At 69.8% G+C, this 14,376-nt stretch carries 12 protein-coding genes and 2 pseudogenes; 7 read left to right on the top strand and 7 right to left on the bottom strand.

The window, feature by feature from the left end; genetic code table 11:
• Window positions 1-4: 4 nt before the first annotated feature.
• From M2283_RS43865 to M2283_RS43850, 4 genes are all read right to left on the bottom strand, one after another.
• A complete protein-coding gene (locus M2283_RS43865) occupies window positions 5-1,039 on the bottom strand; it encodes an amidohydrolase family protein (protein ID WP_280882188.1) in 1,035 nt (344 codons plus the stop codon).
• Window positions 1,036-2,211: an FAD-dependent oxidoreductase gene (locus M2283_RS43860; RefSeq protein ID WP_280882187.1), complete on the bottom strand. Its 1,176-nt coding sequence runs from the start codon at window positions 2,209-2,211 to the stop codon at window positions 1,036-1,038. The genes M2283_RS43865 and M2283_RS43860 overlap by 4 nt, the downstream gene beginning before the upstream one ends.
• A gap of 105 nt (window positions 2,212-2,316) precedes the next feature.
• On the bottom strand, window positions 2,317-3,294 hold the full coding sequence (locus M2283_RS43855) for a cyclase family protein (protein WP_280882186.1): 978 nt from the start codon (window positions 3,292-3,294) through the stop codon (window positions 2,317-2,319).
• A complete protein-coding gene (locus tag M2283_RS43850) occupies window positions 3,291-4,289 on the bottom strand; it encodes a fumarylacetoacetate hydrolase family protein (protein ID WP_432423213.1) in 999 nt (332 codons plus the stop codon). Before M2283_RS43850 ends, M2283_RS43855 begins: the two co-directional genes overlap by 4 nt.
• A 134-nt stretch (window positions 4,290-4,423) precedes the next feature.
• Here M2283_RS43850 and M2283_RS43845 point away from each other — a divergent pair, with 134 nt between their 5' ends.
• A complete protein-coding gene (locus M2283_RS43845; RefSeq protein ID WP_280882185.1) occupies window positions 4,424-5,368 on the top strand; it encodes a LysR family transcriptional regulator in 945 nt (314 codons plus the stop codon).
• Window positions 5,369-5,486: 118 nt separating this feature from the next.
• Complete coding sequence (locus M2283_RS43840; RefSeq protein WP_280882184.1) at window positions 5,487-6,773, top strand: MFS transporter; 1,287 nt, start codon at window positions 5,487-5,489, stop codon at window positions 6,771-6,773.
• 96 nt (window positions 6,774-6,869) lie between these two features.
• Here M2283_RS43840 and M2283_RS43835 read toward each other — a convergent pair.
• Window positions 6,870-7,073: pseudogene (locus M2283_RS43835) on the bottom strand (transposase); the annotation flags it as partial.
• 197 nt (window positions 7,074-7,270) lie between these two features.
• Between M2283_RS43835 and M2283_RS43830 the strand changes: the two are divergent.
• Both M2283_RS43830 and M2283_RS43825 read left to right on the top strand, forming a co-directional pair.
• The gene (locus M2283_RS43830) at window positions 7,271-7,678 is read left to right on the top strand and encodes a transposase family protein (protein ID WP_280882183.1); all 408 of its coding nucleotides are present in this window, start codon (window positions 7,271-7,273) and stop codon (window positions 7,676-7,678) included.
• 104 nt (window positions 7,679-7,782) lie between these two features.
• Window positions 7,783-9,025: pseudogene (locus M2283_RS43825) on the top strand (IS3 family transposase).
• A gap of 240 nt (window positions 9,026-9,265) precedes the next feature.
• Here the strand turns inward: M2283_RS43825 and M2283_RS43820 are convergent.
• Window positions 9,266-10,147 (bottom strand): SDR family oxidoreductase, encoded by an 882-nt coding sequence (locus M2283_RS43820; protein WP_280882182.1) that lies wholly within the window; start codon window positions 10,145-10,147, stop codon window positions 9,266-9,268.
• A 167-nt stretch (window positions 10,148-10,314) separates the two neighbouring features.
• On the opposite strand from M2283_RS43820, the gene M2283_RS43815 reads away from it, so the two are divergent.
• Together M2283_RS43815 and M2283_RS51775 are read left to right on the top strand one after the other, a co-directional pair.
• Window positions 10,315-10,908, top strand: a complete 594-nt coding sequence (locus M2283_RS43815; RefSeq protein WP_280882181.1) for a TetR/AcrR family transcriptional regulator — start codon at window positions 10,315-10,317, stop codon at window positions 10,906-10,908.
• A gap of 726 nt (window positions 10,909-11,634) precedes the next feature.
• Window positions 11,635-12,261: a hypothetical protein gene (locus M2283_RS51775; RefSeq protein WP_348538965.1), complete on the top strand. Its 627-nt coding sequence runs from the start codon at window positions 11,635-11,637 to the stop codon at window positions 12,259-12,261.
• A 601-nt stretch (window positions 12,262-12,862) separates the two neighbouring features.
• Here M2283_RS51775 and M2283_RS43800 read toward each other — a convergent pair.
• Window positions 12,863-13,300, bottom strand: coding sequence for a MarR family winged helix-turn-helix transcriptional regulator (locus tag M2283_RS43800; protein ID WP_280882180.1), 438 nt, complete (start codon window positions 13,298-13,300; stop codon window positions 12,863-12,865).
• A 269-nt stretch (window positions 13,301-13,569) separates the two neighbouring features.
• Between M2283_RS43800 and M2283_RS43795 the strand changes: the two genes are divergently transcribed.
• Window positions 13,570-14,376: an MBL fold metallo-hydrolase gene (locus M2283_RS43795; RefSeq protein ID WP_266842436.1), complete on the top strand. Its 807-nt coding sequence runs from the start codon at window positions 13,570-13,572 to the stop codon at window positions 14,374-14,376.

Raw genomic sequence — 14,376 nt, 5'->3', positions numbered from 1 at the left:
CTCCTCAGGAGAGGCGCAGCAGCGCTGCCGCGTTGCCGCCGCGTACGGCGTGGAAGTGAGGGTCGGGCAGGTCCGTGGCGGCGCGCAGCGCGCCGACCGGGTCCTCGGTGCCCATGTCGAAGGGGAAGTCGGAGCCGAGCAGGACCCGGTCGGGGCCGGCCACCCGGATCAGTTCGCGCAGGACGTGCGGGTCGTGGACGAGTGAGTCGAAGTACAGCCGCTTGAGGTAGCTGCTCGGCTCGGACGCGCAGCCCCGCGTGTCCGGTCTGGCCCGCCAGGCGTGGTCGGAGCGGCCGATGTGGGTGGGCAGATAGCCGCCGCCGTGCGCGGCGATCACCTTCAGGCCGGGGTGGCGGTCCAGCACGCCGGAGAAGATGAGGTGGGAGAGCGCGACGGCGTTCTCGGTGGGCTGCCCGACCGTGTTGGACAGGTACCAGCGGTCCAGGCGCTCGTCGAGCGTGCAGCCGAAGGGGTGCAGGAAGAGCACCGCTCCGGTCGTCTCGGCGAGCGCCCAGAATGTGTTGTACGCCGGGTCCGAGAGCTCGCGCCCGGGTGCGTGGCTGGAGATCTCCACTCCGCGCAGACCCAGGCCCAGGGCGTGGTCGAGGGCCTCGACTGCGAGGTCCGGGTGCTGGAGCGGGACGAGGCCCAGTCCGTGCAGCCGGTCGGGGGCCTGGGCGACGTGGGCGGCGGTGCCGGTGTTGGCCAGTTCCCACACCGTGCGGGCGAGGTCCTCGTCGGCCCAGTAGTGGTAGTGCGACGGGGACGGCGAGACCAGTTGTGTGTCGACGCCGGAGGCGTCCATCGCGGTGAGCCGGGCCTTGACGTCGGTCAGCAGAGGGATGCGGTCGCGGACCATCGGGCCGCTGACTGCGAGCGCGTCGGGGCCGTTGCGGCGGGCGTCGAGACTGCGGGCGGCGGCCAGCCCGGGGTGTCCGGCGACGGCCTTCTCGACCTCGGGAAGCAGGACGTGCGCGTGGACGTCGATGGTGGGGACGGCTGCGGTCTCCGGGGTCGTCAGGATGTCCGGGGTCGTCACGGGGTCTCCTTCAGGACGGACATCGTGCGCCCGATCAGGCCCGGCACGTCGGCGTCACGGACACCGTCCAGCTGCCACTGGCCGAGCTGCATCGAGGCCTCGACGACCATGCGGACACGGTCGATGCGGCGCTCGTGGTAGCGGATCAGCAGGTCGTCGAGGGACCCGGAGGATTCGGGGGAGTCGGGGGATCCATGGGAGTCCCACGACTCCTCCGCGCTCAGCAGTTCGGCCAGTACGAAGGCGTCCTCCAGTGACATGGCCGCGCCCTGCGCGAGGGTGGGCGGGCAGGCGTGGGCGGCGTCGCCGACCAGTACGACCCGGCCGCGGTGCCAGGGCCCCTCGACGAGCAGCCGGTCGAACCAGGTGTAGTTGACCTCGGCCGGGTCGGTGATGCTCGCGGCGATCTCGGGCCAGGCGCCGCCGTACGGGGCTGCCAGGCGCCGCATCTCGTCGGCGTACGAGGCCGGGTCGATCGAGGCGCGGTCGCGGTTGGCCTCGACAAGATAGGCGTAGATGGTGTTCTCGCTGGTGGGGCAGTAGCCGGCGATGTAGCAGGGCCCGCCGTAGGCCAGGTCCGTGCGTTCCACGCCCGCCGGGCGGGGTGCGGCGACGCGCCAGATGGCCATGCCGGTCGGCTCGGGCTTGTCGCCGATGCCGATCATCGCGCGGGTCCGGGAGCTGAGACCGTCGGCGGCGATGACGAGGTCGAAGCGGCCCTCGGTGCCGTCGCTGAAGCGGGCGGTGACGCCCGCCTCGTCCTGGACCAGTTCGTCGGCGGTGGTGCCGAGGCGGACCGTCGCACCGCTCGCCAGGACCGCCTCGCACAGGATCTCCTGGAGCCGGGGCCGCTGCATGCCGATGGTCGCGGGCAGGTCCGTGCCGCCGGTACGGATGTCCTGCTGGACGTGGAACACATGGCCGTCGGGCGTGGCCAGGCCGACGGAGTCGAAGGCGTAGCCGCTCTCCTGAACCGTGTCCCACACGCCCAGCTCGCGCAGTACGCGCAGCGCGTTGCCCTGGAGGGTGATGCCGGAGCCGAGGACGTTCCAGTCGGGCTTGGCCTCGATCAGGTCCACGGTGATACCCGCTCGCCGCAGCAGCACGGTCACGGCGTTGCCGGAGGCGCCGCCGCCTATGACGAGGACGGTGCGGGGGCGGGGGTCGGTCATGGGGTCTCCCTGCGGTGGGGCCGCGCGACTTCGAGCGGCAGGGGGCGGTGGTGCGGGCTGGATGGGTGTGGCTGTCGGGTCGGCCCACTCGGCCGGTCCGGGGTGTTACTTGACGGCGATCGGGTTCACGGGGGAGCCGACGGCTCCAGTGATGGGCAGCGGAGCGGCGGTGAGCCAGAACTCGTACCGCCCGTCGGCCGCGCAGTGCTCGGCCAGGGCGTCGAGGTCCCACATCTCGCCTATGAGCAGGCCGATGTTGGGGATGGCGACCTGGTGCAGCGGCTGGAAGGCGTTCTCGAACTCGTTGGGCCGGACCTCGAAACCCCAGGTGTCGGTGGCGATCCCGGCGATCTCGCTGCCGTGCAGCCAGCCCGCGGTGGTGAAGCTCAGCCCGGGCGAGGGACCGCCCGCGTACTCGCCCCAGCCGTCGCGCCTGGCACGGGCCAGCCGTCCGGTGCGGACGAGGACGAGGTCGCCGCGGCCGACGGTGACGCCGTGCGCCTCGGCGGTGGCGGTCAGGTGCTCCTCGGTGATGGCGAAGCCGTCGGGCAGTTCACCGCCCTGGCCGACGATCCGGCCCACGTCGAGGAGGACGCCCCGCCCGGCCACGTACGGCGCCATGTGTTCGATGCCGGTGACGAGGTCGCCGTCGGAGGTGACGACCTTCTCGGCGGCCCGCCCGTTCCATGCCTTGCCGTGGTCGAAGATGTGGCCGAGGCCGTCCCACTGGGTGGAGCACTGCAGCGGCATCGCGATCACGTCGTCGGCGCCGCCGATGCCGTGCGGGAAACCCTGGTTGCCCAGGGCGGCGTCGGTGCCGGTGTCGAGCATGGTGTGCACCGGATTCGTACGCCGCCGCCAGCCCTTCTGCGGGCCGTTCATGTCGAAGCGCTGGGAGAGCGAGAAGCTGACGCCCTCGCGGACGAGGGCCGCGCCCTCGCGGCGCTTTTCGGCGTCCAGGAAGTTGAGCGTGCCGAGGACGTCGTCCTCGCCCCAACGGCCCCAGTTCGAGTACGTCTTGGCGGCCTCGTCGATCGCGCCCTCGGCGTCTTTCGCATCAGGCACAGTGGTGCGGTCGCTCACGACGTCTCCTCTGCGACGCAGTGGGTGCGCTGGGCACCGAGCCCGGTGACGGATCCGTCCATCACGTCGCCGTCGCGCAGGAGCCGACCCCAGTGCAGGCCGTTCCCGGCCGGGCTGCCGGTCAACACCAGGTCGCCGGGTAGGAGTTGGGCGGTCTGGGAAATGTACGAGACCATCCGCGCCACGCCGAAGATCATGTCCTTGGTGGACTCGTCCTGCATCTTCTCGCCGTTGAGCTTCAGGGTGACCCGCAGGTCGGACGGGTCGGCGACGGACCCGGCCGGGACGATCCAGGGGCCGAGCGGGGTGAAGCCGGGAGCGTTCTTGCAGTGCAGCCAGTCGGTGCCGATGGCGGGCATGTCCCGGCGGAAGATGGTGGCCCGGTCGGTGAGGTCGTTGGCGATGGTGTAGCCCGCGACGTACTCCAGGGCCTCTTCCACCGCGACCCGGTGGGCGGGGCGGGAGATCACCGCGGCCAGTTCCAGCTCCCAGTCGGGCTTCTTGGCCCAGGAGGGCAGTACGACGTCGTCGTAGGGGCCGGTGATCGTGGTCGGCAGGCCGATGAAGACGTACGGGAGGTCCTCGGCGGCCCGCTTGTCCATGATCGCCGCGATCTCGGCGCGTGCCTCCTCGACGGTGCGCGGGTCGTCCTGGGCGCGGTGCGCGACCTCCAGGTCGATCACGTGCTGCCGGTAGTTGGCGCCGGACTGGAAGATCTGCCGGGGCTCGACGGGAGCGTGCACGGACAGGTCGTCCAGCGGCAGCCAGTCACCGGCCGGATCGCCCGCGAGGCGGTGCAGGCGCGGCAGTTCCGCCTCCCAGCGCTCCAGGAGGGAGAGGGCGGTCAGCGCGGGTTCGTCCAGCGCCGTACGCAGGTCGAGCACGCGGCCGTCCGGCACCACGAGGCCGGGGAACGCGGCCCCGCCCGGAGCGGAGAGAGTGCCGATGGCCAAGGGGCCGACGAAGAGGGGCGCCGACGTGGCTGCGGATTTCACGGAGATGTCCTCCCGATTGCGGTGCCACTAATCTGGCCCGTACCCTGCGATCAGGGAAATCGATTCTCTGGATGCCAGGCATCCAGGCCGCGAATACCAAGGCCACAGTCTCCTACTCCGTACAGGGATTTCGCGTGAATCTGGCCAGCCTGGACCTCAACCTCGTCGTCGCCCTGCGCGCCCTCCTGGAGGAGCGCAACGTGACCGTCGCGGGCCGGCGCATCGGGCTCAGCCAGCCCGCCATGAGCGCCGCCCTGGCCCGGCTGCGCCGCCACTTCGACGACGACCTGCTCTCCCGGGTCGGCGGACACTACGAACTGACCGCCCTCGGCCTGGCCCTCCTCGACCGCACCGCCACCGCCTGCGACCTGCTCGAACGCGTCTTCACCAGCCAGGCGGTGTTCGACCCCGCCCATGAGGAGCACGAGTTCACCCTGCTCGCCTCCGACTACGCGGTGGCCGTCTTCGGCGCCGAACTCGCCCGCGTCGTCCACACCGAGGCGCCGGGGATCCGGCTGCGCTTCCGGCAGCCCCCGACGGACATCACCGAGAACACGGGGGCGCTGCTGAGCACCGCCGACGGGCTGCTGCTGCCGCACGGCATCATCGGCGACTTTCCCGCCGTGGAGCTCTACCGGGACCGCTGGGTCTATCTCGTCGCGGACGACAACCCCGAGGTCGGCGAGCAGCTCACCCTCGACGACCTGGCCCGGCTGCCGTGGGTGACGTACCAGCGCACGTACGACGCACCCGCCGCCCGCCAGATCGGCATGCTCGGGATCGAGCCGCGCGTCGAGGTCTCCGTCGACAGCTTCCAGCTGATGCCCCTCCTGGTCGCGGGCACCCGCCGGGTCGCCCTGATCCAGGGGCATCTCGCCGACCGGCTGGACGGACTCGTCCCCGTACGGGTCATGGAACCGCCCTACGACGCCGTGCCACTCCGGGAAGCCCTGTGGTGGCACCCGGTCCACACGCACGACGCGGCGCACATCTGGCTGCGGGAAACGGCGGCGCGGGTCGCCGAGACCATCCACGGCAAGGATGATCGCGATCCGGCAGATCGATCGGACAGAGACTAGGCAGGGCTGGGCCGCTCACTCATAGTCGACCCCAGTTCCTCCGCACGCTCCTCTTCCCGGGGTGTCTGTTCCCCGGTGGCGTGCCGTCCTCCCCAACCTCGCCACGTGGAGTTCCCGCATGCCCGCTGCCGTGCCTGTGCCCCCGCCCCCGCCCGCTTACGTGGAACCAGTGCCGCCACCCGGTGCGATCCTTCCGACGTCCGGTGCCGCGCAGCTGCGCGTCGCTCTCCTCATGGCCGGCAGTTGTCTGCCGATCCTCGGGGCCGTCCTCATCGCCCCCGTGCTGCCCAAGATGCAGGACCACTTCGCCGACGTGCCCGGCGCGACCGCCCTGGTCCCGATGGCCCTCACCGTCCCGGCCCTGGCGCTGGGCCTGCTGGCACCCTTCGCGGGCGTCATCGTCGACCGGCTCGGCCGCAAGCGCCTGCTGATCGTCGCGACCGTTCTGTACGCGGTCTTCGGCACCGCCCCGCTGTGGCTGGAGTCGCTGGGCGCCATCGTGGCCAGCCGCGCCCTGGTCGGTATCGCCGAGGCCGCCATCATGACCTGCTGCACCACGATGATCGGCGACTACTACAGCGGTCGGGTACGGGACCGCTACCTCGCCCTCCAGACCATGTGCGCCTCCGCCTCCGCGACCGCGTTCTTCGTCATCGGCGGTGCCGCGGGGTCGGCCGGCTGGCGGACCCCGTTCTGGATCTACGCCGTCAGCCTGCTCATCGCCCCGCTCATGGCCATCGGGCTGCCGAAGCCGACTGCGGCCACCGATGCCGCCGCCGAGGACGGGGACGGGGAGAGCACGGACACCACGGTCGCGCCGAAGCGCTCCTTCCCCTTCCGGCAGCTGGCCGGGATCTGCGGACTCACCGTGTTCGGGGCCCTCGTCTTCTACACCGTCCCGGTGGAGATGTCCTACCTGCTGGACGACCTCGGCGTGACGGCGACCAGCGTGATCGGGCTGGCCACAGCGATCGCCAGCGCCGCCACCGTGGCCGGCGCGATCACCTTCGCCAAGCTGCGCGGGGCCCCGGGACCCCGGCTGCCATTCGTCTTCGCCCTGTGCTCGGCCGGGTTCGCGGTGATGTGGCTCGCCAACAGCGCGCCGCTGCTGATCGCCGGCGCCGTACTCAACTGCCTCGGCACCGGTCTCCTGCTGCCTTCCCTGCTCACCATCGCCATGTCCAGGCTGGACTTCGCCGACCGAGGCCGTGGCACCGGCCTGTGGACCGCGTCGTTCTTCATCGGCCAGTTCATCTGCCCGCTGGCGCTGATCGCGGCCGAGTCCGCCCTCGGCACCCTGGCCTCCGCCGTCGGCCTGCTCGGCCTGGCCGCGGCCGTCGTCGCGGCAGGCCTCTTCCTGACCGCCCGGCGCGGGGCCGCGGCCGTCGCACCGTTGTCCGAATAGCAGGAAGCCGCCCTCGACGGGCGAGTCGAGGGCGGCGCTGTCCGATACGGACCAAGTCCAGGTGGTGAGGCCGGTTTGCAGAACAGGGGAAGCTCAGACGACCTGGTTCTTGAAGCCCTGGTCGACCAGGGCCTTGCTGGCCGAGCCGCTGGCCGCGACGGCGACCTGGTCGAGCAGAGTGATGCCGGCGGCGTGGTCGTGGACCCTCGCGGCCAGCACGGTGACGGCGATGACCAGGCCGAGGACGTCCAGGGCCAGTCCCCGCTTGCGGCCAGGCACCCGTTTCGCAGCGTCGTGGCCGAGGGGACCCCGGTTGGCTAGGGCGGTGTTCAGTGGGCTCTGGCAGCGATCACGGGGGGCCGTCACGGTCGGTGAAGGGGCTGTTCGATTCTGGCTTGTGAGCCGGGGTGCGCCAGGACGGAATGTGGTGTCCTTGACGCTCCGTCATGTTCTGTTGGCCCGGGCTGAACCGTCCTGGCAGTGTCGACGTCCAGGGCATGGACCATGACGAGATCTCCTGGCAGGACGTGCTGTTCGAGGGCTTCGAGGTACTGGTCACCACTCCGGTGCACGGCATGCGCGGGCTGGTGGTGCGGTTGGCCGGCCGGAGCGGTGAAGGCGTATGTCCGTCCTGCGGCCGGGTGTCGGCGCGCGTGCACGACCGGTACGAGCGCCGGCTGCAGGACCTTCCGCTAGCCGGGCACGCCGCGGTGGCTGGGTCCGCGCCGTGTCCGCAGTGCCGCCAGGAAGTCGCTGGAGGCGCAGGGGGAGGTGGCGTGCTCATTGCGTGGCGGCTCCACAGGTTCCGTGCCGGTTCGGGCTCATCGGCGATACCACGCCGTGGCGTGTCCAGCCCGTTCCTGATCTATGGCCAACTACCCATGCGCAAGGCCAACTATCGCTGAACGTCACAGTGGTTGTGACCTTCAGCGATAGTGGGGCCTCCCCCTGAGTGGTGGACACGCTGATACTGGATCTGCTTGATCCGGAGGAAGCGAGAAGACCGCCGATGGCGATGAAGGACTACTCGGACGAGTTCAGGGCCGATTCCGTGGCCCTATACGAGTCCACACCCGGGGCGACCTACAAGAGCATCGCCGCTGACCTGGGCGTCAACCGGGCCACCCTGCGTGAGTGGGTGCTGCGGGACCGCGAACGCCGTGGCATCACCGCCGCGGTGGCGAAGCCGGGCGGCCCGCCTGGGGAGGCGGTGCCGTCCGTTGATCCGGACGAACGGGTGCGGCAGCTGGAGGCGAGGGTGGCCGAGTTCGAGGCGAGTGAGCGCAAGCTCGCCACCGAGCGGGACATCCTCCGCAGGGCGGCCAAGTATTTCGCCGGGGAGACGAACTGGTGATCAGCCGCTTCCAGTTCGTTGACGATCACCGGGACACCTACGAGGTGAAGCGGCTCTGCCAGGTCCTGGACGTGAACCGGTCCAGCTACTACAAGTGGCTCGCCGGCGCCGAGGCCCGGGCCGCCCGGCAGCACAAGGACCGGATCCTGGCCGAGGAGATCCGCGAGGTCCACGGCCAGTCCGGCGGCGCCTACGGCTCCCCGCGAGTGACCGCCGATCTCCGCGAGAAAGGGCGGCGGGTCAACGAAAAGCGGGTCGCCCGGATCATGCGGACGTTCTCCATCACCGGCAGCCGCCTGCGCAGACGCGTCCGCACTACCGTCCCGGACCCGGCCACCTCACCGCTCTCCGACCTGTTCCACCGGAACTTCACCGCCACCGAGCCGGGGCGCAAATACATGGGCGACATCACGTATCTCCCCCTGGAAAACGGGGAGTTCCTCTATCTCGCGACCGTGCTGGACTGCTTCAGCCGCAAGGTCGTCGGCTGGTCCATCGCCGACCACATGCGCACCGGTGTGGTCGCCGACGCACTGCGGATGGCGGCCTCGACCCGTGGCGGCCTGGACGGCGCCGTGTTCCACATCGACCAGTTGAACTCGCCCAGTACGGCTCCCGGGCCTTCGCCGGCCTCTGCGACCAGCTCGGGGTCACCCGGTCGATGGGCGTTGTCGGCACCAGCGCGGACAACGCGGCCTGCGAAAGCTTCCACGCCTCCCTGAAACGCGAGACCCTCCAGGGCGCCCACGACTATGGCGACGCCGGCACCTGCCGCAGGACCGTCTTCGCCTGGCTGACCCGCTACAACACCCGCCGCCGGCACTCCGCCAACGGCCACCTCAGCCCCAACGAATACGAACGCCGACACCACACCGCTGAACTCACGCTCGCCGCGTGATCAATAACCGCGTGCCCACCTTCACGGGGGAAGGCCCCTTGTGGGACACGCTTGCTGGAACCATCTGGCCACGCTTCTTGCGGCCAGTGGCGAATTGCCATTCAAGTTGGAACCAGTTGTCCACGCCGCATAAATTTCAGCCGCCGTTGGCAGCCGGCCCCTGGCGATAAGGGGGTCGTCGACATCCGGCTCGCGCGCTCGTGCGGTCAGGTGGTTGTCTCGCTTACTGTCCTTGGGCGGTCACCTGAAGTAGTGCCCCTGTTCGATGTCCTCGATGAGGCCGGGGTGGGTGGGCTTCCAGCCCAGGAGATCCTGGGTGAAGGTGCTGGAGGCGGGCATGTCGGTGCTGAGGAGGCGCACGAGCATGCCCTCGAATTCTTCGGCGGGCAGGGACCGGGCGGGCAGGTTCAGGTGCCGGCCGATGGCCTCTGCGATCTCACGGGTGGGCACGCCTTCGTCGCCGACGGCGTTGAGTACTGCGCCGGCGGGAGCCTGCTCGATGGCCAGCCGGTAAAGACGCGCGGCGTCCTTCACGTGGACGGCGGGCCAGCGGCTGGCCCCGTCGCCGATGTAGCCGGAGACGCCTTTGGCCAGGGCTGCGGTGATGAGCTGGGGGATGAAGCCGTGGCGTTCTCCCTGGCCGTGCACAGAGCGGGGCAGCATGACCAGAGAGGTGCGCACGCCCCTGTCTGCGGCCGCGAGCGCTGCCCGCATGTTGGTGATGCGGGCCGCGATAGGCCCGGCGGCGATGAGTTCGTCGCGTTCGGTCGCGGGTCGGCCGGGTGTGGTGAGGGTTGCGCCGGAGATGACCAGGGGCTTGCCGGAGCCGGCGAGGCTGGTGGCAATCGTCTCGATGGCCGTGGCATCGGTCCGCGTCGCTGCCTCGGTCACGCTGGGCACGACGAAGGCCAGGTGGATGACGCCGTCACTGTCGAGGGCACCGGCGCGCAGCACGTCGGTGTCGTTCAGGTCGCCGCGCAGCACCTCGGCGCCCATGTCGGCAACTGCTTTGGCGGAGGCGTCCGAGCGGGCCAGTCCAAGGACCTGGTAGCCGGCGCTAATGAGTTCGGGGACGACGGCCGAGCCGATCCAGCCGGAAGCGCCGGTGACGAAGATACGCATGGAGATTCTCCTTGGTTGTGCTTCAGGTGATGAAGATGCGCAGGTAGAGGCCGCGGCCGGAGTACTGATGCGATCCGGTCGCATCAACTCTAACACCGCCATGCGACGTAGTCGCATCATCACCTACCCGGGTGATGCGATCCGGTCGCCTCGCTTATGCTGTGAGGATGAGCAGATGGGCGCCGGACGCGCGTGAGCGCCTGGAGAGCGCCGCGCTGGACCTGTTCGTGGAGAACGGGTACGAGGAAACGACCGTCGCGCAGATCGCGGATCGCGCCGGCTTGAACCGCGCCACGTTCTTCCGGCACTTCGCCGACAAGCGGGAGGTCCTGTTCGGCGGTGAAGACGTGCTGGCCGAGTTGTTCGCCGACGGCATCCGGGCCGCCGCACCGGATGCCACGCTCACCGAGTGCCTGCAGGCGGCGTTCGCGGCCGCCGAAGTCGCGATGACCCCGCAACAGCGGACTAAGGCCGCAAAGCGCGTGCTGGTGGTCGCGGCGAACAGCGAAGTGCAGGAGCGGGGACTGCTCAAGCACGCCCGGATCGCCAGGTCGATCAGCGCCGCCCTGCGCGCACGGGGCGTAGAGGAGCTGTCGGCCCGGCTGGGGGCGGAAGTGGGGATGCTCGCGTTCTCCATCGCCGTTGAGCGCTGGATGGGGTCGGACAATGACGAACCGTTCCCGGCCCATGCCGCAGCGGCCTTGAGCGACCTGCAGGTGCGCGCGGCTGAGCTTGGCTCCCAGCCCCACCTGTCAATCTGATCTGAGTTCGGCGAAACGCAAACGCCCAGCCCACTCGTGCCTGGAGGACCTCGTCGATGGCGACCTTGCGGGGCTTGGGGACGCGACCGACGTCGCTCGACACGGCAGTCCGCAGTCACCGGCTTGTACTCACCCAAGGCCCGACGATTGCGACGGACCTCACGCGACACGACCACCAGCGAATCCACACCCCACCGAACGGCACACGACGTCACCGGTTCCAACCATCGTGGCCAGGTTCCAACTACCGTGTCACGCCTCAAGGTGCCTCGGGCTTCAGGGCGCCTTTGTGGCCAACTAACGCTGCGACTGGCCAACTATCGCTGCGAGTGTGACCGTTCGTGGTTGTTGGCGATTGAGGCGGGGCGGCTTCACTGCTCGCGCGGTTTCTGTTCATGCGGGTTGGCGGGTTTTGTTCGCGATAGCTGGCGGGACAGAGAGCTTCTTTGGTCACGGAGAGTGCATCACCGGGTTCCGGGTTGCCTTCCGCCGCTGCGAGCCCGGCTGTGTACTCATCGAGGAGTGCTCTGAGGGAGGTGACGCGCCACAACGGACGTGCCCTGGTGACTCAGGTCGCCGCACCGATGCACGTCGGCGCCGACTCGCACAGCATCGACACCCTGGGGCAACGTGTGCGCGCCGCAGGGTGTCGATGCGTCCTGTCAGGAACTTTCGAAGGGGTGCACAAAGCACAGCGTGGGGGCGGATAAGGAGAAGGGCCGAGGCATGCCGGTCACCACCGGCGCGGTGTCCTCTCCCGCCACCACACTCGACGGCGCCGCCGCGCGTGCGGCCCTGCTCGGTCTGGTCGTGCAGCTCGGTATAGAACTGCGCCGCCGGGGGCAGGCCGCGCGTGCTCTCACGCTCATGTTGTCGTTCGTCGGTGGACCGAAGTGGGAGAAGACGCGCCGCCTGACCGAGCCGTCCGCGGACGAGGACGATCTGCGTCTGCTCGCCTACCAGGTGATGGACGCCGCGGGCCTTCAGCGGGGCCGGCTGACCTCTCTCGCGCTGCGCGGCGAGGACCTGGTCGACGGCGAGGTTGCCGAACGGCTCAGCCTCGATACCGCAGGCGCGTCTGGTGGCGGAGTCGACCGCCGACCGGATCCGGGAGAAGTTCGGGACCAACTCGATCGGCCCGGCCGCCACGTACCGGCCCGCCTCCTGACCTCACCCTGCCCGCCCCCAAGGCGGGCGTGTGCGTGGTCAGTCCCCGTATTGGTGACCATGTCGAGGACTTCGACGAGGGTCTGGGTGACCACGACGACCACGACGACCGCGGCGACCTCCAGGCCACCGACAGGGCGAGGGCCAGGGGCAGGACGACCAGGGAGTTGCGGGTCGCGCCGGTGAAGACGATCGTCCGCCTGCCGGGGCGTCGAGGCGGACGAGGGTGCTGTTCAACAGCCTCCACATCGGCGCCGCCGTCAAGCAGATGGCTGCTGAGGGCTTCCCTGTCAGCGACGAATTGCTCGCCCGCCTCTCCTCATCACAGGACGAGCACATCAACTTCAAGGTCCGCGAGGCGGGCCGCGTCGAAGTGGCAGAAGGACCGCCGGGTGTCGGGGGCCCTTCGCCCTCCACAAGATCGGCGTCAGAGCCGGTGGACGTCGCACGAGCCAGTCGCCGGGGCGGTCCGCAGGTCGTCAAGCCCGCCCCCTGCGGGAGAAGACCCACCGCGGTCCATTGCCCTGGCCCGGGTCGAGGACGTTGCCGCGGCGGTGACCACGGACTTGCTGCAGCCGTTCGCGGCCAGGTCGGAAGCGAATGTCATCGCTCTCCGGCAGCCCTGGTTCCGGGCCGGTGCGGGCCGCGGAGCCCGTCGCTTGCGCCGAACGTGGAGGGCTGTCTCGTGCAGGGTGCCTCGTCCAGCTGTCGGTGGCCGAGTGCGAGGACCGTTACCGCCGACCATCGTCCGGAGCCCGCAGCTATCGCCTGGGTCTACGGCCCGAGCTCACTGGTTGGCGTCGCGGAGTGTGCGCAGGATGCGTGCAAAGTGGCAGCGATCTTCGGCTGAGAGCACGGACGTGACATGACTGCGCAGGTGGGAGACATGGGCGGTCAACGCCTTGTTGAGGGCTTCGCCGCCCTGCTCGGTCAGTACGGCGAGTGCCGCCCGCCGGTCGCGGGGGTCGGGCTCTCGGCGGATCAGCCCTTCCCTCTCGATGCGGTCGGCGAGCCGGGTGAAGCCGCCCGAGCTGAAGGACACGGCATCGGCCAGGTCGGTCATGCGCATCCGGTGGCCGGGTGTGCGGCCCAGTCGCAGCAGTACCTCGAACCAGGTGTCGGGGATGCCGATATCGCGGTTCACCAGTGGCTTGATGCATGCGTGGGCCTCCACGAACAGACCGAAGAGGGTCACGTCCTCGTCATTCAGCAGTTGCTCGTTCACCTCACCAGAATGCCAGAATTTCGACACCGGAAGACTCTGCTCTTGCAGACTCTGTAGCGGCAGATATATTGTCTGAGTCGACAGGCACATTTGGTGTACACCCGCTCATGAGGAGCCCGTCTCAAGCGCAAGCACGTGGTGTCGCCCGCCGCGTCGGCAGCGGCCGGGGCTGACGTCCGATCGGGCGCCGCACCCGTCTTTCCAGGACGCACCGCCACATGGCGGAGCGCCGGTTTCCCCCAACCAGCACCTCACGTCAGGAAGCAGCCATGAGCACTCTTTCCTTCAAGGTCCTCGACCTCGACTTCCCGGCCGGCAGCAAGAACAAGACCGCCACCCTCGTCACCGGCGAGAACGAGGCGCTGCTCGTCGACGCCGCCTTCACCCGCGCCGACGGCCACCGCCTGGCCGCCGAGATCCTCGACTCCGGCAAGAAGCTCATCACCGTCTTCGTCAGCCACGCCGACCCCGACTTCTACTTCGGCGCCGAGGTCATCGCCGACGCCTTCCCCGACGCGGTCTTCGTCGCCACCCCGATCGTCATCGAGCACATCCAGCACTCCTACGAGGGCAAGCTCAAGGCGTGGGCGGCGCTCGGCCCGAACCTGCCCACCCGCCTGGTGGACCTCACCCCGCTGACCGGCGACCTCACCCTGGAGGACCACCGCTTCGAGCTCAAGGGCGCCCCCGCCGGACTGCCCGACCGCCACTACCTCTGGCAGGCCGAGCACCGTGCCCTCCTCGGCGGCGTCCTCCTCTTCCAGAAGGAGCACGTGTGGGTCGCCGACACCGCCACCCCCGAGTCCCGCGCGACCTGGATCGGCCTGCTCGACGAGATGGCCGCCCTGCGGCCGGAGCTGGTCGTTCCCGGCCATCGTCTCCCCGGCGCCTCCGCCGACGCCTCCGCCATCACCGGCACCCGCGACTACCTGGTCGCCTTCGAGGAGGAGCTGGACAAGGCCGCCGACGGCGCCGCGCTCACCGAGGCCCTCGTCGCGCGCTACCCGGACAACGGCATGCTGATCGCCGCCCAGCTGGGGGCGAAGGTCGCCAAGGGCGAGATGAAGTGGGGCTGA

The sequence above is a fragment of the Streptomyces pseudovenezuelae genome (genome assembly GCF_029892565.1).
Taxonomy (GTDB): Bacteria; Actinomycetota; Actinomycetes; order Streptomycetales; family Streptomycetaceae; genus Streptomyces; species Streptomyces pseudovenezuelae_A.
The sequence above is the reverse complement of the archived record's forward strand: the minus strand, read 5'-3'. Positions and strand labels throughout refer to the sequence as shown.

Bases quoted from the DNA above. Each gene is read 5' to 3' on its own strand.
- M2283_RS43860 (WP_280882187.1), bottom strand. From the start codon at position 2,211: ATGACCGACCCCCGCCCCCGCACCGTCCTCGTCATAGGCGGCGGCGCC.
- M2283_RS51775 (WP_348538965.1), top strand. From the start codon at position 11,635: ATGCCGGTCACCACCGGCGCGGTGTCCTCTCCCGCCACCACACTCGAC.
- M2283_RS43795 (WP_266842436.1), top strand. From the start codon at position 13,570: ATGAGCACTCTTTCCTTCAAGGTCCTCGACCTCGACTTCCCGGCCGGC.
- M2283_RS43840 (WP_280882184.1), top strand. From the start codon at position 5,487: ATGCCCGCTGCCGTGCCTGTGCCCCCGCCCCCGCCCGCTTACGTGGAA.
- M2283_RS43820 (WP_280882182.1), bottom strand. From the start codon at position 10,147: ATGCGTATCTTCGTCACCGGCGCTTCCGGCTGGATCGGCTCGGCCGTC.
- M2283_RS43830 (WP_280882183.1), top strand. From the start codon at position 7,271: ATGGACCATGACGAGATCTCCTGGCAGGACGTGCTGTTCGAGGGCTTC.
- M2283_RS43815 (WP_280882181.1), top strand. From the start codon at position 10,315: ATGAGCAGATGGGCGCCGGACGCGCGTGAGCGCCTGGAGAGCGCCGCG.